Source organism: Robinsoniella peoriensis (genome assembly GCF_000797495.1).
Lineage (GTDB): Bacteria > Bacillota > Clostridia > Lachnospirales > Lachnospiraceae > Robinsoniella > Robinsoniella peoriensis.
Genome location: NZ_JTGN01000001.1, coordinates 80,555 through 98,081, shown reverse-complemented (window position 1 = coordinate 98,081; position 17,527 = coordinate 80,555). Strand labels below are relative to the sequence as shown.

The window sequence follows — 17,527 nt, the reverse complement described above, 5'->3', positions numbered from 1 at the left end:
TTTTTGCGTTCTGATATATATTTACAAAAAGCGGGGCTTTGCCGGTGATCGGGAAGTATAAAGCTGTAAGGGGGAAACTCTTTGCGGCTTTTTTTGCGGATGGAATAAAAAAATTTTCCTAAAGGTATATTTCATGTACAACCTCATATATTGGTTAAAAGGGGTGAGGGCATGAAAGGAAAAGATGATTTCGTTAGAATTTTTGCGACGGGAATCCGGGACATTTTACAGAAGATAGATGTTGATTTTGAAAAACTCCAGGAGATCAGACTAAGAGTTGATAAGCCGCTGTTGATTACCTGTGCGGGCAGAGAGTATTTCGTTTCCGGTAAGGGACGGTTAAGTACAAGGGAAGCAGATGGCTACATGGTTCAGAAGAAAGAACTTCTTGAGACGATGGAATATATTTCAAATTATTCCCTATATGCTTTTGAAGATGAATTGAAGCAGGGATTTATTACAATACAGGGCGGGCATCGGGTTGGAATAGCAGGAAAAATTATTATGGATGGGGAAAGGATTAAAAGTGTGAAGTATATTTCTTTTATAAATGTCCGTTTGTCACATCAGATAAAGGGATGCGCAACAGAAGTGCTTCCTTATGTAATACAGGGGGATGAAATCTGCCATACGCTGATTATCTCTCCGCCCAGGTGCGGAAAGACAACCTTATTAAGGGATATGATCAGGCAGCTTTCCAATGGGACTTCTTATTTTCAGGGGAGTACGATTGGGGTAGTAGACGAACGGTCGGAAATTGGAGGAGCATATCTTGGAGTGCCCCAAAATGATCTGGGTATCCGGACAGATGTGCTGGACTGCTGCCCAAAAGCGGAGGGGATGATGATGCTGGTGCGTTCTATGTCTCCCAGAATTATTGCCGTGGATGAAATTGGAGACTATGAGGATATTCATGCCATTGAATCCGTGATACATTGCGGCTGTAAGCTGCTGGCTACGGTGCATGGAAGTTCCATTGAAGATGTAAAAAGAAAACCATTACTTCAAAAACTGGTTCTAGAACGGGTATTTGAAAGATATATTATTCTACACAACTACAAACAGATAGGCAAGGTCAAAGAAATATTTGATGAACGTGGGACAAGGCTGTATGAAAAGGAGGTACTTTCATGCTGAAGATGCTGGGAATAGGTATGGTAATCGCAACATCCTCGGCGATTGGTTTTTCAATGAGCAAAGACCTGGAGAAGAGGGTAGTGCAGTTAACTGAGCTAAAGCGTATGTTTGTAATGCTGCAGGGAGAAATAAAATATGGAAAAACACCGCTGGCAGAAGGGTTTGGCAAAGTGGGACAACGATCAGGCCCGTTGTTTCAGGGGTTTCTGCAATATCTGTCAGAGGAAATGGAGAAGCGGGATGGAAGAAGCCTTTCCAGGATTTTTGAAGAGGGGGTGGATTTAAAGCTGGAGCACTGCTACCTTGCAAAAGAGGATCTGGAACAATTGAAAACGGTGGGAAGCCATCTGGGCTATCTGGATATTGACATGCAGCTTAGAAACATTGACTTGTATTTAGAGCAGTTAAATGAAAATTGTATACAAGCCAGGCAGAATTACCAGAATAAATCAAGGGTTTATCACTGCCTTGGCGTGATGGGAGGGCTGTTTCTGGCAATCATCTTAATCTGACAGCGTGCCGGCAGTATGGCACATATTATGGAATATAGGCAGGGTCAAAAAGCCAGGTACTTCGTTTTGATTAGAAAACGGTGTATCAGCAGATGAAGGTGAGGGGAAAAAGATGAGTGTAAATTTAATATTTAAAATTGCGGCGGTCGGAATTCTGGTTTCGGTACTCAGCCAGGTACTAAAGCATAGTGGAAGGGAAGAACACGCATTTTTGACTAGTCTTGCCGGACTGGTGCTGGTGCTTTTCTGGATACTGCCTTATATTAATCAATTATTTGAAACAATTAAGAGTCTGTTTGCGCTTTAAGGGGGTGCATCGGTAATGGATATGATGAAAATAGGAATTCTTGGGATAGCAGGAATTCTGACAGCTCTGTTTATCAAAGATGTAAAGCCCCAGTTTGCCGTATTTATCAGTATGGCAACATGCATATTAATATTTTTCTATGCAATTGAAAAACTAACCTTTTTGACCCAGACCCTGGAGACGTTGAAAAATTATATTGCATTGAAAGATTCTTACCTGAGTATCTTACTTAAAATAATCGGCATTACCTATATCGCTGATTTTTCCTCAAATGTCTGCAAAGATGCCGGATACTCGGCAATTGCCGGGCAAATTGAAATCTTTGGAAAGATCTCCATTTTTGTGGTAAGTGCTCCGGTGTTAATGGCGCTTTTAGACACGATTCATGATTTTATGAGTTAGAGCCTGTTTGTAAATTTATTTCTGCACTCACCTGTCAGAAAGCAATTTCCAAACACGCTCTGGAAGGAGGAGTATGGGGGTGATGAAAAAATTCTGGTTTGTCCTGACCTTAATCGGCCTCCTCTTCCTTGGGACATCCATGGTGGTACAAGCAGAAGCGAAAGAAGAGGAATTGCAGGAGTCCTATTTGGACGAGCTGGATTTAAATGAAATTGAATCTACGCTGGACAACATACTGGGGGATACAAAATTTGATTTTAAGGATGCACTTGGGAAGCTGATAAAAGGGGAAATGCCCATGACGCCGTCCAGTATCCTGCAAATTGTAAAAGAAGCATTTTTTGCAGAGTTAAATCAGTATAAATCAACTATGATGCATATCATAATGATCGCTATAGCGGCAGCTATTTTTACAAATTTTACCGGGGTATTTGAAAAAAGCCAGATAGCGGATATTAGCTTTTATATGATGTATCTTCTGCTGTTCACGGTTTTGATTAAGGCATTTTGGGATATGAGCCAATTGACAATGGACACACTGGGACAGGTTCTGAATTTCATGAAGGTACTGCTCCCCGCTTATTTTGTAGCAGCCACTTTTGCAGCTGGTTCCATAACTGCAGCTGGATTTTATGAATTGACGCTGATTCTGATTACTGTGATTCAGTGGGTTTTAAAATATCTGCTGCTGCCGGGAGTAAATCTGTATGTGCTTTTCCTTTTATTAAATCATCTGGCAAAAGAAGAGTATTTATCAAAAATGGCAGAATTATTAAATTTAATGATTTCCTGGGTATTAAAAACGCTTTTGGGAGCTGTGATTGGGATACAGACAGTACAGTGTCTGATCATGCCGGCAGTGGATTCTCTTAAAAATACCCTTTTGCATAAAACTTCCGGGGCAATTCCTGTTATCGGAAATGTGTTCAATGCAGTTTCTGAGGTGGTGGTGGGGTCAGCAGTGCTGGTCAAAAATGCTGTAGGTGTTGCAGGACTGATTGCAGTATTGATAATCTGCCTGATGCCCTTAGTCAAGCTGGTGATAGGTACCTTTATGTACAAGCTGTTAAGTGCAGTGATACAGCCTATTTCGGACAAGCGGATGATTGACTGTATTGCCAGTATAGGAGATGGGGCGGCACTTCTTGTGAGAATCCTGTTTACTGCCGGGGCGTTATTCTTAATTACGCTGGCAATGGTAACTGCGTCCATTCGGGGATTGTAGCGTTTATAGGGAGGTGAAGGAATGTCCGGGATTTATACCTGGGTGCGCAATATTGCCTGCTATCTCTGTGTCTTTAATGTGATCCTTCATATTGTGCCAAATGAAGGCTTTAAACGGTATGTACGGTTCATTGGCGGCATCCTGCTGGTAATACTGGTTATGGCACCACTTGCTAACCTTACAAATATGTCGGAATCTTTTGACCAGGCACTGCGCATTGAGGGGCTTAAGGAGGAACTGGATAATGTAAAGACAGCAAAAGAGGGACTGGAGGGTTTAAAATCAGATAAGATCGAACAGGCTTTTTCAACAGAAATAAAGAGGCAGGTCGAACAGATCGTGATCCAACATGAGTATTATCCGGTTTCTACTTCGCTGGAATATCAGAAGGATGGAGAAAGTATCGTCGGTATTGAATCTGCCGATCTGGTGATTTCCAAAAAGAATACAAAAATTGATATTCACGTGGGACAGGCAGCAAAAGGGGATGGAAAGGAGAATGAAGCTGTGAAAAGTATAAAAAAAGAGATTGAGGAAGTATATCAGATACCGGTTGGACATATAAATATTGATGTACGGGAGTAGTTCACATGGGAAAAGGATTAGGGCCGATTATTGAAAAATTAAAACATATGAATAAAGACCATCTTCTGATTGCCCTGCTGGCGGGGGTGCTGCTTCTGGTTATTGCAATTCCAACACAGGATAAAAATAGTACGCCGTCCGTTCCGACTACTGAAAATACGTCAGGACTTACAAATACCACAAAGAAAGATGATCTGGATGTTCTGCAAGGGCGGCTTGTACAGACACTGAGCAAGGTGGAAGGGGTGGGTAAAGTAGAGGTAATGCTTACGCAGAAATCTTCAAAAGAGAAAATTGTGGAAAAAGACTCGCCGGTAACAGATAAAAATACGGAAGAGAAGGACAGTGAAGGGGGAATCCGTTCCACTATGGAAAATGTAACGGGGGAAGAAACTGTCTATGAAAAAGACGAAAATGGAAACCAGGTTCCATATGTAGTAAAAGAATTGGAACCGGAAATTGCGGGAGTACTGATCGTGGCAGAGGGCGGAGGTGATCCGGTGACAGTTAATAATATTACTGAGGCAGTTATGTCATTATTTGATATCGACGCGCATAAAATCAAAGTAATGAAGATGAATTAAGGAGGGGGAAAGTGTGAAACATATTTTTAAGAAGAATCAAATTATTATTACGGCACTTGCAGTCATGATTGCAGTTGCAGGGTACTTAAACTACTCGGGAAATAAGCTTGGCAAGGATGCCACACAATCTGCACTTGATAAAAATGGGGTAGTAAGCCAGAAGGAAACGGAAAGTGAGATGAAAAATGAGAGTGCATTAGTGGACATTCCAAGCCTGGATCAGGATTTGGAAGACGTATCAAGCGACAGTGCATCTGCAGACATTACAACGGGAACTGAGAGTGCATCCGCAGACATTTCTACGGATGGAACGGCTTTGGCAGATACATCTGATTCCAATACCGCTTCAGCTGATCTCTCATCAGAAGACACTGCATCGGCCGACACGGCTTCATCAGATGCCAGCATTGAAACAGCAGAAGGCGAAATCAGCGATACACCAGGGGAAGCAGTTCTTACAAGTTCAGCTACCAGTTCCGGATTTGCTGCAGAGGCCAAACTGTCCAGAGAACAGGTTCGTGCTAAAAATAAAGAAACTCTTCTTGGCGTTATAAACAACGAAAGCATCAGCCAGGACCAGAAACAAAATGCAATTGATGATATGACAGCTATGACGGATATCACAGAACGTGAAGCAGCAGCAGAACTGATGCTGGAAGCAAAAGGATTTAAGAATTCCGTTGTCAGCATTACAGATGATAAAGCAGATGTTGTTATCGGTATGGCAGAAATCTCTGATTCTCAGAGAGCCCAGATCGAAGATATTGTAAAACGTAAAACAAACATCGCCGGAGAAAATATTGTAATTACACCTATGACGCAGAGTGAATAGTGTATTATCAAGGGGAGCCAGACTGAAAAAAGTCTGTCTTCCCTGATTGACAGTTGACAAGAACCTTGTTAAAATAGCTAGTGCATCCCGACGTATTTACGCCGGGATGCACTAGTGGCTGTCAAAAACTGCCTCAAATTGGAAAGCACATCCTGATACGAGCAATTTTCAGACACGATCAGTGAAAATAGATATATATGGAGGAATTACCGTGGGTAACAATATAACAAATGAAATAAAGAAAAGAAGAACCTTTGCCATCATTTCACATCCGGATGCTGGTAAGACTACATTGACGGAAAAGTTCCTGCTTTATGGAGGAGCAATTAATTTAGCCGGTTCCGTAAAAGGAAAAGCGACTTCCAGACATGCGGTGTCAGACTGGATGGAAATAGAAAAGGAAAGGGGTATTTCGGTAACTTCCTCTGTACTGCAGTTTAATTACGGCGGTTTCTGTATCAATATTCTGGATACACCGGGACATCAGGATTTCTCGGAAGATACCTATCGTACACTGATGGCGGCGGATTCCGCAGTTATGGTAATCGATGCTTCCAAAGGTGTGGAGGCACAGACCAGAAAGCTTTTTAAAGTATGTGTGATGCGTCATATCCCCATCTTTACATTTATCAACAAGATGGACAGAGATGCAAACGATACATTTGAATTATTAGATGACATTGAAAAGGAACTGGGAATTGCAACCTGCCCGGTAAACTGGCCGATTGGTTCCGGTAAAAACTTCAAGGGTGTTTACGAGCGTACAAGCCATAAAGTAACCACGTTTACAGATACAGAGAAGGGAACAAAAGAAGGAGAAACCAGAGAATACGATCTGGATGATCCCCAGTTGGAAGCCTTTATTGGTACGGAAAATAAAGAACAGCTTCTGGAGGAAGTAGAGCTTTTGGATGGAGCCAGTGCTGAGTTTGATCAGGATCTGGTAAGCAAGGGCGAATTATCCCCGGTATTCTTTGGATCTGCTTTGACGAATTTTGGAGTTGAGATTTTTTTAAAGCACTTTTTAAAGATGACAAGTTCTCCCCTTCCCAGAAATGCAGACATTGGAGAAGTAAATCCGATGTCGGAAGATTTTTCAGCATTTGTGTTTAAAATTCAGGCGAATATGAATAAGGCACATCGGGACAGGATTGCATTTATGCGTATCTGTTCCGGTAAATTCGATGCGGGTATGGAAGTTTATCATGTGCAGGGTGAGAAAAAGCTGCGCCTTTCCCAGCCACAGCAGATGATGGCACAGGAACGCCACATTGTGGATGAAGCATATGCAGGAGATATCATCGGCGTATTTGACCCGGGTATTTTTTCAATCGGAGATACCATCTGTATGCCGGGGAAAAAATTTGCATATGAAGGAATCCCTACCTTTGCGCCGGAGCATTTTGCACGGGTACGCCAGGTGGATACCATGAAGAGAAAGCAGTTTGTGAAGGGAATCAATCAGATTGCCCAGGAAGGTGCGATTCAGATCTTTCAGGAATTTAACACCGGTATGGAAGAGATCATTGTGGGGGTAGTAGGTGTCCTGCAATTTGAAGTATTAAAATACCGTCTGGAAAATGAGTACAATGTGGAAATCCGTATGGAAACTCTGCCTTACGAACATATCCGCTGGATCGAGAATAAAGATTATGATATGACGAAACTGATTGGCACTTCTGATATGAAGAAGATCAAAGACCTGAAAGGTAATCCACTGCTTATCTGGGTAAATTCCTGGAGTATCCGAATGACCCAGGAGAGAAATGAAGGGCTTGTGCTCTCAGAATTCGGAAGATCCTAAGTAAAAATACTAGAGCCTCCCGGCGTTTACGTCGGGAGGCTCTAGAGCGTGTTTTAAAATTGCTTTCTGGCAGCTGTGCGTCACAGTTTGTGGGAGATTTGTCCCGGATGAAGGGCGCGTAGCGGGCTACGTAACCTGAATTCGGGGCAAATATGCCGCAAAGTGGGGCGTGCAGATGGCAGGAATGAATTTTCAAACACGCTCTAGTGCTCCTGCTAGGCAGAAGTTAAATTTCTGTCCGGCCGTACCTGGTCTGTTATGAAAAATTTTCTATCCCCGAAGCTGGACGGGCACAGATTTTTAATACTCCTGTGACTGCTTTTCCTCAAGAACATGGGAATCAAATGCACTCCAGGCATCTCCCTGGGGAACCGTAGAAAACCAACCGCCGCAATATGGGCACTGTGCAGTGCTATCCTGCTGGTTTTCCGTGATGTCATAATTATTGCCTTCCTGGGCCACATGGCGGCCATAAGGGCTTGTACCGCTTTCATCCTGTATGGTGGAGAACCACTCGCCGCAGTACTGGCACTGGGCATCCGCATCGGTTGGGATGCTTACGGATGATTCTGTGGTATTAGCAGAACTTGTCTGGGATTGTGTTTCGGTAGTTGCTTCCTGAGTCACAGCTTCCGTTGTCTGAGGCGTTGTCTCGGGAGTAGTCTGCGGTGTGGTGACAGGCTCTGTTTCCGGTGCGGTTGTTTCTCCTTTTAATATCGGTGTATTTTTTTTGTTTTTAGAAGTATTACTGCTTTTCTGGGTTTCTTTTGCAGTAGTCTTTTTTGTGGTTTCAGTTTTAGCTGTTGTTTTTTCTGTGTCTCCGGAAGAATCCCTCTGGCATGCAGTTATACCAAGAGATAAACAAGTCAATATTAAAATTAATAGTCCTTTTTTCTTCATGAATAGTACCTCCTCATATATGTATGGTTATATTTTAGGCGAAAAGGAGAAAATAGGCAAGTAGAACTGCAAAATATTTTCATTTGCAAAAATCAGAAAATTTGGTATAATAAACATAGTGTAATAGAACAACGTGAGTAGGAGGTTGTTATTATGAGTAAAGAAGATAATCAATACGGTTATAATATACCAACAGATGAGAGTTTCGGACAGGTTCAGATTGCTGATGAAGTAGTAGCAATTATTGCCGGACTGGCAGCCACAGAAGTAGAAGGTGTAGCCAGCATGGAAGGAAATATTACTAAAGAGCTGGTAGGAAAGCTCGGAATGAAAAATTTATCAAAGGGTGTAAAGGTTGCGGTGCTGGATGGCATTGTAAATGTGGATATGACTTTGAACCTGGATTATGGTTACAGTATCGTAAAAACCAGTAAGAAAGTTCAGGAAAAAGTAAAAGCATCCATAGAAAATATGACAGGACTAACCGTGGCAGATGTAAATGTCAGAATTGCCGGCGTGACTATGGAAAAACGCAAATAATCAGTGGGATGTCTGAGACAGGACATCCCTTTTTTGCATGGATAGAATATTTGTGGTAAGATACGAGAAAAAGGAAGACCCGGAGGAAAAATAATGGGCAGAAGAGAATTACGAGAACACATATTTAAATTACTGTTTTTTACGGAGTTTCATGATGCAGAGGAAATGGAGCAGCAGCTTTCTATTTACTTTGAGGATCTGGGTGATGTGGAAGAGAAGAACCAGGAATATATTGAAGGAAAGTACCAAATGATCCTGGAGAAAGAAACGGAAATTGATGCGTCAATCGATCAGATCGCGGAAGGCTGGAAAACCACCCGTATGGGTAAAGTGGACCTGACGATACTACGTCTTGCAGTATATGAAATGAAATTTGATGAAGAAATTCCCGTAGGAGTTGCCATTAACGAGGCAGTTGAACTTGCAAAGAAATTCGGTGGAGATGATTCACCTGCATTTGTTAACGGAATTTTGGCTAAACTAGCTTTATAGGAGATAAAATGCAGAATGTTTATTCCGTAGGCCAGGTGAATGCGTATATTAAAAATATGTTTACGCAGGATTTCATGCTGGCACGTATTTATGTAAAAGGAGAGGTTTCCAACTGTAAATACCACATTTCAGGGCATATCTATTTTTCTCTGAAGGATGAAACGGGCACAATGGCCTGTGTGATGTTCGCAGGTGCAAGAAAAGGGCTGGCGTTTCCAATGAAAGACGGACAACGTGTAATTGCCATGGGCAGCGTCAGTGTATATGAACGGGACGGGAGGTATCAGCTCTATGCCAGAGAAATTATTCTGGATGGGGCAGGGCTTCTCTATGAAAAGTATGAGGCATTAAAAAAAGAACTGGAAGAAATGGGTATGTTTGCGGCGGAATATAAGCAGGAAATTCCGGGGTTTGCCAGAAAGATTGGGATCGTAACGGCTCCAACCGGTGCTGCAATCCGTGATATTATGAATATCTCTTACCGCAGGAACCCTTATGTCCAGTTGATTTTATATCCGGCACTGGTTCAGGGGGAAGGTGCAGCTGACAGTATTGTTAAGGGCATCCATACTTTGGACAGAAGCGGTGTGGATACTATTATCGTAGGAAGAGGCGGCGGATCCATTGAGGATTTGTGGGCATTTAATGAAGAAAAGGTTGCCCGTGCAATTTTTGAATGCCGTACGCCTGTGATCTCGGCAGTGGGACATGAAACCGATGTTACAATAGCAGATTATGTGGCGGATCTTCGGGCGCCCACTCCTTCTGCGGCAGCAGAGCTTGCAGTGGCAGACATATATGCCGTAAAAGAACAGTTGCTGCAGTATAAGAGAAGACTGGATGGAAGAATGCAGGAGTCGCTGGTGAGAAATCAGGAGAGACTTACGAAGTATCAGCTGAAGCTGAATTATTTAAGTCCCCGGAACCAGATTCAGGAAAAGCGCCGGGCATTGACAGAAAAAGAAGAAAAACTGAAGCGCCTAATGGAAAGCCAGTTACAGGAAAAGCGCCAGTTTTTAATTGATAAAGAAGATAAAATACAAAATCTGATGAATGACCGCCTCTTGGAGAAGCGGCATCAGTTTCGAATATATATAGAAAAGATGAAAGGCCTGTCACCCCTTGAAAAGCTGAATCAGGGATATGCTTATGCGACAGATGATAAAGGAAGTACCCTGAGCAGTATCACGCAGGTAGAGCAGGGAGAAAGGCTTAAGATATATGTAACTGACGGACGGATAGATGCAGAGGTGAAAAAGAAAGAGCCGATGGACTATCGATAACAATCAGGAGTTTGACCAATGGAGAAAAAAGAAGAAGCAAAAGTCCTTACTCTGGAAGAATCCTTTGCACAGCTGGATAAAATGATAGAGGCGCTGGAGAGCAGGGATATTTCACTGGAAGATTCTTTTAAGACTTATCAGTCGGGAATGGAACTTTTAAAGAGCTGTAATGAAAAAATTGACACAGTGGAAAAGAAAATGCAAGTGATTAATGAAAATGGTGAGCTGAATGAATTTTAATGAAGAGATGAAAGAGCAGATTGCTCAGGTAAAGAACGTAATCAGACAGTATCTTCCACCGGAAGAAGGTTTTCAGAAAACACTGCTGGAAGCCATGAATTACAGCATGCTGGCAGGAGGAAAAAGACTCCGGCCGCTGCTTATGATGGAGTCTTACCGCCTGTTCGGCGGGACAGGCAGAATAGTGGAGCCTTTTATGGCGGCGATGGAGATGATTCATACCCATTCCCTGATTCATGATGACCTTCCTGCAATGGATAATGACGAATACAGAAGAGGAAGAAAAACCACCCATGTAGTCTATGGTGAAGCCATGGGAATCCTGGCTGGTGATGCTCTTTTGAATTATGCTTATGAGACAGCCTCTAAAGCATTTGACATGGAACCTGAAAATGCGCGCATTGGACAGGCTTTTCGGGTATTAACGGTAAAAACAGGGATAAACGGCATGATCGGCGGACAGTCAGTGGATGTGGAAGCATCCGGAAAACCTCTGGAACGGGAGCGGCTGGATTTTATTTACAGATTAAAAACCAGTGCCCTGATCGAAGGTTCCATGATGGTTGGAGCTGTCTTGGCAGGTGCAGACAAGGAAGAAGTTAATCTGATGGAAGCGATTGCTGCGGATATCGGACTGGCATTCCAGATCCAGGATGATATCCTGGACGTTACCAGCACCACGAAAGCGCTTGGAAAACCGGTAAAGAGTGATGAAAAGAATCATAAGACCACATATGTAACCCTGCGGGGACTGAAAGAAGCGAAACAGGACGTGGCACAGATTTCAAACCGTGCAATACGTATCCTGGATTCTCTTCCCCAGAAAAATGAATTTCTGCGCAGTCTGATTCTGCAGCTGGTGAATAGAGAGAATTAGAAGGTGAACCAATGGTTTTAGATAAGATTCAAAAAGAAAATGATATTAAAGAACTGAATGCAGAAGAGCTTACTCTGCTGGCAGATGAGATTCGGGAGTTTCTGATTCATAAAATCAGCATCTCAGGGGGACACCTTGCCTCAAATCTTGGCGTAGTTGAACTGACCATGGCAATGCATCTGACATTTAACCTGCCGGAAGATAAAATGATCTGGGATGTAGGCCATCAGTCCTACACTCATAAACTCCTGACAGGCAGAAAGAATGGATTTGACCATCTGCGTAAATATGGAGGCATGAGCGGTTTTCCCAAGCGTAAAGAAAGTCTTTGCGATGCATTTGACACCGGTCATAGTTCTACTTCCATATCAGCGGGGCTTGGATATGCCCAGGCGAGGGATATCAAAGGAGAGAAGCACTATGTAATCTCTGTTATCGGAGATGGTGCCCTGACCGGAGGAATGGCTTATGAAGCCCTGAATAATGCTTCCCAGATCAAAACCAATTATATTATAGTACTCAATGACAATAACATGTCCATTTCGGAAAATGTAGGCGGAATGTCCTCTTATCTTGGAAATCTTAGGACGGCAGATGCTTATACCGAACTGAAATCCGGAGTGACAAATACCCTTTCTAAAATTCCGGTATATGGTGACCGCATTGTAAAACGGATCCGTAAAACCAAAAGCGGGATCAAACAGCTTTTCATTCCGGGAATGCTGTTTGAAGAGATGGGGATTACCTATCTGGGTCCTATCGACGGGCACAATATGGAACAGGTATGTAAGACCTTTCGAGAGGCAAAGAAAGTAAACGGAGCTGTCTTGGTGCATGTGTGTACGAAAAAGGGAAAAGGCTATGAACCTGCGGAGCGTCATCCCGCCAGATTCCACGGGGCAGAGCCCTTTGAAATTGAGACAGGAATTCCAAAATCAAAAAGAGTAAAATCTAATTATACCGATATATTTTCTACAGTTATGCGAAAGCTGGGAGACCGGGAGCCCGAGATAGTCGCAGTGACAGCTGCGATGCCCGACGGCACAGGATTAAAGAGGTTCCGCAATATGTTTCCGGACCGGTTCTTCGATGTGGGAATTGCGGAAGAGCATGCGGTCACCTTTGCGGCAGGTCTGGCGGCAGCAGGACTTAAGCCTGTAGTCGCTGTGTATTCCTCATTTTTGCAAAGAGCCTATGATCAGGTGCTTCACGATGTCTGCATACAGAATCTTCATGTGATTTTTGCGATTGACAGAGCAGGGCTGGTTGGAAGTGACGGAGAAACCCATCAGGGAATTTTTGATCTTTCCTATTTATCCAGCATTCCCAATATGTGTATAATGGCACCAAAGAATAAATGGGAGCTTTCTGATATGATGAAATTTGCGGTGGCCTATCACGGACCTATTGCACTGCGTTATCCCAGAGGAGAAGCTTATGATGGACTCAGGGAATTCAGGGAGCCTGTGAAGTATGGAAAAAGCGAAGTAATCTATGATGAAAGTGAAATCGCCCTTGTGGCAGTTGGGAGTATGGTCAAGACAGCCAAAGAAGTCCGGTCACGGCTGCGGGACACGGGTTACAGCTGTTCTCTTGTGAATGCCAGATTCGTGAAACCCTATGACAGCGAACTTTTATTGGAACTGCAGAAGGAGCACAGGCTGGTGGTAACACTTGAGGAAAATGTAAAAAGCGGTGGATTCGGTGAAGCAGTACTGGATTATTTTAACCAGATCGGAAGCCGGGTGAAAGTCCTGAATATTACCTTGCCTGATGACTATGTGGAGCATGGAAATGTGGATATGTTAAAGCAGGAAGTGGGAATTGACGCAGATTCTGTGGAGAAAAAGATTCTGGCGGCTTATATTGGATTGTAATAAAGCTGCCAGTAAGGAGATACAATGAAAGAACGTTTAGATATATTATTAGTGCAGCGGCAGCTGGCTCCTTCGCGTGAGAAGGCCAAGGCGATTATTATGTCCGGAAATGTCTATGTTAACGGACAGAAAGAGGACAAAGCCGGTTCCACTTTTGATGAGAAGTCAGAAATAGAAGTAAAAGGAAATACCCTGAAATATGTCAGCCGTGGAGGGCTGAAGCTGGAAAAAGCGATGAGCCATTTTGATATTACCCTGGAAGGAAAAGTCTGCATGGATGTAGGCTCTTCCACCGGTGGTTTTACAGACTGTATGCTGCAAAACGGAGCAGTTAAAGTATATGCGGTGGACGTAGGCCATGGTCAGCTGGACTGGAAGCTTCGACAGGATGAACGGGTAGTCTGCATGGAAAAGACGAATATCCGCTATGTGGAGCCGGAAAACATAGAAGAATTAGTGGAGTTTTCCTCCATTGATGTTTCTTTTATTTCTCTGACAAAAGTCCTGCTGCCGGTGCGGAATTTACTGACGGATCAGGGGCAGATTGCCTGCCTGATAAAGCCGCAGTTTGAAGCCGGACGGGAAAAGGTCGGAAAAAAGGGAGTGGTCCGTGACAGTGCGGTCCATGAAGAAGTAATTAGAAAAGTCATTGCCTATGCGGTCAGTATTTCCTTTGAAGTACTGGGACTGGAGTTCTCCCCCATTAAAGGTCCGGAAGGCAATATAGAATATCTGCTCTATCTGCAGAAACTGCCGGAAGGCACACAGAATGAAGAGATTCCATTTTCTGTGGAAGATATTGTAAAGGAAGCACATAAAACGTTAGAGCGTGTTTAGGCACACTCAGAATTAGAGGTATATCAGTATGGATAAATTTTATGTGATAACGAATTGCTTAAAAGATCCGGATATGGAGACTACAAAATCTATCCGGGATTATCTGGAAAGTCAGGGAAAAGTCTGCATGATACAGCAGCGTCCGGGCAAAAATAAATTACATAATTATAAGTATACCAATGCAGCGCTTATCCCTCCGGATGTGGACTGTGTATTGGTGCTGGGCGGTGATGGAACGCTTTTGCAGGCATCACGTGATCTTGTCGAGCGGAATATACCTCTTCTTGGAATTAACCTGGGAACACTGGGATATCTGGCTGAGATTGACCGTTCTAATATTAAGCCGGCGCTGGATAAGCTGCTTCTGGATGAGTATGAGATTCATGAGCGGATGATGTTAAGCGGAACGGCATATCATCAGAATAAAAAACTGATGAGTGACATTGCGTTAAATGATATTGTAATCGGACGTAATGGAAGGCTTCGCATTATAGATTTAAATATTTATGTAGATGATGAGTTTTTAAATTCTTACAGCGCAGACGGCATTATCATCTCTACGCCTACCGGATCTACCGGGTACAGCCTGTCCGCAGGCGGTCCGATCGTATCTCCTGAGGCAGAGATCATAATGATAACGCCGATTGCGCCCCATACATTAAATACCAGAAGCATTGTACTGCCACATAATGCGAAGATAACAGTGGAAATCGGAGAAGGACACAGTACCAGAGAGGGTGCGGAAGCCACCTTTGACGGAGACACTTCTGTAAATTTAAACTGTAATGATCAAATTGTCATTACAAAGGCAGACCGCTGTGCAAGACTGGTCAAAATAAATAATATCAGTTTTTTGGAAATATTACGAAAGAAAATGTACCAGACATAGGAGGTGTGGCATGAAAATAGCAAGACATGCTAAAATAGTAGATATCATCAACCGCTATGAGATAGAGACACAGGAAGAACTGGCAGAGCGGTTAAACCAGGAAGGTTTCCGTGTGACCCAGGCTACTGTGTCCAGAGATATCCGTGAATTAAAACTTACTAAAATTGCCATTAACGGCGGACGGCAGAAATATGCGGTGATGCAGGCAAACGGAAATGGAATGAACGAAAAATACCTGCGGGTATTAAAAGACGGTTTTGCATCTATGGACATGGCGCAGAACATCCTGGTTGTGAAAACGGTATCCGGGATGGCTATGGCGGTAGCAGCAGCCCTGGATGCCATGCATTGGCCTGAGATAGCGGGATGTATTGCAGGAGATGATACCATTATGTGTGCCATCCGAAGCGTGGATGATACACTGCTTGTTATGGATAAAATCCGTAAAATTGTAGGAACAGAGCACAAATAATCTTTTGTCGGGAGAGGTAGAAGGATAAGCTTATGTTACTAAATCTACATGTAAAAAATATGGCGTTAATACAGGAACTGGAAGTGGACTTCAGGAAAGGTCTGAATATACTGACAGGTGAGACAGGAGCTGGTAAATCTATTATTATCGGCTCTGTTAACGTTGCACTTGGACTTAAAAGTTTTAAAGAATTCGCAAGAGAGGATGCAGATTACGCATTAGCCGAACTGGTGTTTTCTGTTGAACAGGAAAATCAGAAAAAGCAGATTCTGGATATGGATATACCGATTGAAGACGATCAGGTGATCATCTCCAGGAAGCTGATGAATGGAAGAAGCATCACAAAAGTAAATGGGGAAACGGTTCCGGTTTCCGTTGTTAAGGAACTGGCGGAGATTTTGATTGATATTCATGGACAGCATGAGCATCAGTCACTGCTGAATAAAAAAAATCATTTACAGATATTGGATGAATTTGCGAAAGAAGAGCTGGCAAAATATAAAGATAAAGGTGCTGCTCTGTATAGAAATTATACAAAAATTAAACATCAGCTGTCAGACACCAGAATGGACGAGGCACAAAAGGCAAAAGAAATGGATTTTCTGCAGTTTGAAGTAGATGAAATAGAAGAGGCCGGGTTAAAAATCGGGGAGGATGAGGAACTGGAGGCTCAGTTTCGAAAACTTTCTAATGGTAAGAAGATTATTGAATATATTACTGAGATTCATGATCTGTGTGGAAACGACAGTATGTCAGGAGCCGCCGAAAATCTGGGCAGATCCTTAAGGAATCTCTCCCTGGTTACGGAATATGATAAGGAACTGGAAGGACTGTATAACCAGCTTGCCGATGTGGAAAGCCTTCTGTCGGATTTTAACCGGGAACTCAGTGCCTATATGGGAAGCATCTCATTTGACGGAGAGGATTTTGCCAAGATAGAAGACCGCCTTGATTTTATTAATCATTTAAAATCAAAGTGCGGCAACAGTATCAAAGCGATATTGGCATATAAGGATGAAAAAGAAAAGAGGCTGTCAGAACTTCGGGATTACGATGCCTATATGGAACGTTTAAACGGGGAATTTGAGGCTTGTAAAGCAGAACTGGATAAGAATGCCGCTAAGATGTCTGCGATCCGTAAATCCTATGGTAAAAAGCTTGCAAAGACTATCCGTGAGGCTTTGGTGGACCTGAACTTCCTTGAAGTGCAGTTTGAAATAGCCGTAGACCAGACCGGACAGGCAGATGCAAATGGATATGACGAGGTTTGTTTTATGATCTCCACAAACCCCGGGGAAAGTGTAAAACCGCTTGGCAGCGTGGCATCCGGAGGGGAACTCTCCAGGATTATGCTTGCGATTAAAACTGTTCTGGCGGATAAGGATGCTACGGAAACCCTTATTTTTGATGAAATTGATGTGGGAATCAGCGGCAGGACTGCCCAGAAAGTATCGGAAAAGCTGGCAGTTATTGCCAGGAACCATCAGGTTATCTGTATTACCCACCTGGCTCAGATTGCATCCATGTCAGACAGCCATTATGTCATCGAGAAAAAAATTGTTAAAAACAATACGATTACATCCATCCGTGAACTGTCTGAGGATGAGAGTATTCATGAGATTGCCCGGATTCTGGGCGGTGCAAAAATCACGGAAACGGTTATGGAAAGTGCAAAGGAAATGAAAGAATTGGCATTATGTACAAAAAAATACTAGAGTGAATCTGCTGCGAT

20 protein-coding genes and 2 pseudogenes are annotated in these 17,527 nt (G+C 43.1%); 20 read left to right on the top strand and 2 right to left on the bottom strand.

Annotated elements, in window-relative coordinates; all coding sequences use genetic code 11:
- The first annotated feature begins 171 nt into the window (after window positions 1-171).
- The 9 genes from spoIIIAA (at window position 172) to QR40_RS00410 (ending at window position 7,388) form a co-directional block, all read left to right on the top strand.
- Window positions 172-1,137, top strand: coding sequence for a stage III sporulation protein AA (spoIIIAA, locus tag QR40_RS00450; RefSeq protein WP_027293816.1), 966 nt, complete (start codon window positions 172-174; stop codon window positions 1,135-1,137).
- The gene (locus QR40_RS00445; protein WP_027293817.1) at window positions 1,131-1,649 is read left to right on the top strand and encodes a stage III sporulation protein AB; all 519 of its coding nucleotides are present in this window, start codon (window positions 1,131-1,133) and stop codon (window positions 1,647-1,649) included. Before spoIIIAA ends, QR40_RS00445 begins: the two co-directional genes overlap by 7 nt.
- Before the next feature lie 112 nt (window positions 1,650-1,761).
- Window positions 1,762-1,956, top strand: coding sequence for a stage III sporulation protein AC (gene spoIIIAC / locus QR40_RS00440; RefSeq protein WP_027293818.1), 195 nt, complete (start codon window positions 1,762-1,764; stop codon window positions 1,954-1,956).
- 15 nt (window positions 1,957-1,971) lie between these two features.
- Window positions 1,972-2,358: a stage III sporulation protein AD gene (gene spoIIIAD / locus QR40_RS00435; protein ID WP_027293819.1), complete on the top strand. Its 387-nt coding sequence runs from the start codon at window positions 1,972-1,974 to the stop codon at window positions 2,356-2,358.
- Between the two features lie 82 nt (window positions 2,359-2,440).
- Window positions 2,441-3,583 (top strand): stage III sporulation protein AE, encoded by a 1,143-nt coding sequence (locus tag QR40_RS00430; RefSeq protein WP_242858445.1) that lies wholly within the window; start codon window positions 2,441-2,443, stop codon window positions 3,581-3,583.
- Window positions 3,584-3,604: 21 nt separating this feature from the next.
- On the top strand, window positions 3,605-4,168 hold the full coding sequence (locus tag QR40_RS29360; protein ID WP_052377773.1) for a stage III sporulation protein AF: 564 nt from the start codon (window positions 3,605-3,607) through the stop codon (window positions 4,166-4,168).
- Between the two features lie 5 nt (window positions 4,169-4,173).
- Complete coding sequence (locus QR40_RS00420) at window positions 4,174-4,752, top strand: hypothetical protein (protein ID WP_027293821.1); 579 nt, start codon at window positions 4,174-4,176, stop codon at window positions 4,750-4,752.
- Window positions 4,753-4,765: 13 nt separating this feature from the next.
- Complete coding sequence (locus QR40_RS00415; protein WP_027293822.1) at window positions 4,766-5,584, top strand: SpoIIIAH-like family protein; 819 nt, start codon at window positions 4,766-4,768, stop codon at window positions 5,582-5,584.
- 205 nt (window positions 5,585-5,789) lie between these two features.
- Window positions 5,790-7,388 carry a peptide chain release factor 3 gene (locus tag QR40_RS00410; RefSeq protein WP_081998779.1) on the top strand — a complete coding sequence of 533 codons (1,599 nt, stop codon included), beginning with the start codon at window positions 5,790-5,792 and terminating at the stop codon, window positions 7,386-7,388.
- Here the strand turns inward: QR40_RS00410 and QR40_RS32915 are convergent.
- Window positions 7,306-7,524: pseudogene (locus QR40_RS32915) on the bottom strand (DUF6783 domain-containing protein); the annotation flags it as partial. The gene QR40_RS00410 and the pseudogene QR40_RS32915 sit on opposite strands and share 83 nt — an antisense overlap.
- Between QR40_RS32915 and QR40_RS32910 the strand changes: the two are divergent.
- Window positions 7,447-7,650, top strand: a pseudogene (locus tag QR40_RS32910) (DUF6783 domain-containing protein). The pseudogenes QR40_RS32915 and QR40_RS32910 sit on opposite strands and share 78 nt — an antisense overlap.
- A 38-nt stretch (window positions 7,651-7,688) precedes the next feature.
- Here the strand turns inward: QR40_RS32910 and QR40_RS00405 are convergent.
- A complete protein-coding gene (locus tag QR40_RS00405) occupies window positions 7,689-8,288 on the bottom strand; it encodes a hypothetical protein (protein ID WP_027293824.1) in 600 nt (199 codons plus the stop codon).
- Between the two features lie 153 nt (window positions 8,289-8,441).
- Between QR40_RS00405 and QR40_RS00400 the strand changes: the two genes are divergently transcribed.
- The 10 genes from QR40_RS00400 (at window position 8,442) to recN (ending at window position 17,510) form a co-directional block, all read left to right on the top strand.
- Window positions 8,442-8,828, top strand: coding sequence for an Asp23/Gls24 family envelope stress response protein (locus QR40_RS00400; RefSeq protein ID WP_027293825.1), 387 nt, complete (start codon window positions 8,442-8,444; stop codon window positions 8,826-8,828).
- Window positions 8,829-8,921: 93 nt separating this feature from the next.
- Window positions 8,922-9,320: a transcription antitermination factor NusB gene (nusB, locus tag QR40_RS00395; protein WP_027293826.1), complete on the top strand. Its 399-nt coding sequence runs from the start codon at window positions 8,922-8,924 to the stop codon at window positions 9,318-9,320.
- Window positions 9,321-9,328: 8 nt separating this feature from the next.
- A complete protein-coding gene (gene xseA / locus QR40_RS00390; protein ID WP_044292879.1) occupies window positions 9,329-10,603 on the top strand; it encodes an exodeoxyribonuclease VII large subunit in 1,275 nt (424 codons plus the stop codon).
- 18 nt (window positions 10,604-10,621) lie between these two features.
- On the top strand, window positions 10,622-10,843 hold the full coding sequence (gene xseB, locus QR40_RS00385) for an exodeoxyribonuclease VII small subunit (protein WP_044292876.1): 222 nt from the start codon (window positions 10,622-10,624) through the stop codon (window positions 10,841-10,843).
- Window positions 10,833-11,720 (top strand): polyprenyl synthetase family protein, encoded by an 888-nt coding sequence (locus tag QR40_RS00380; RefSeq protein ID WP_027293829.1) that lies wholly within the window; start codon window positions 10,833-10,835, stop codon window positions 11,718-11,720. Before xseB ends, QR40_RS00380 begins: the two co-directional genes overlap by 11 nt.
- 11 nt (window positions 11,721-11,731) lie before the next feature.
- Window positions 11,732-13,597, top strand: coding sequence for a 1-deoxy-D-xylulose-5-phosphate synthase (gene dxs, locus QR40_RS00375; protein WP_044292875.1), 1,866 nt, complete (start codon window positions 11,732-11,734; stop codon window positions 13,595-13,597).
- Between the two features lie 24 nt (window positions 13,598-13,621).
- Entirely contained in the window at window positions 13,622-14,434 is an 813-nt protein-coding gene (locus QR40_RS00370; RefSeq protein ID WP_027293831.1) for a TlyA family RNA methyltransferase, read from the top strand.
- Window positions 14,435-14,462: 28 nt separating this feature from the next.
- Entirely contained in the window at window positions 14,463-15,323 is an 861-nt protein-coding gene (locus QR40_RS00365; RefSeq protein WP_027293832.1) for an NAD(+)/NADH kinase, read from the top strand.
- Window positions 15,324-15,333: 10 nt separating this feature from the next.
- Entirely contained in the window at window positions 15,334-15,795 is a 462-nt protein-coding gene (gene argR / locus QR40_RS00360) for an arginine repressor (protein WP_027293833.1), read from the top strand.
- Between the two features lie 32 nt (window positions 15,796-15,827).
- A complete protein-coding gene (recN, locus tag QR40_RS00355; protein WP_027293834.1) occupies window positions 15,828-17,510 on the top strand; it encodes a DNA repair protein RecN in 1,683 nt (560 codons plus the stop codon).
- Window positions 17,511-17,527: the final 17 nt, after the last annotated feature.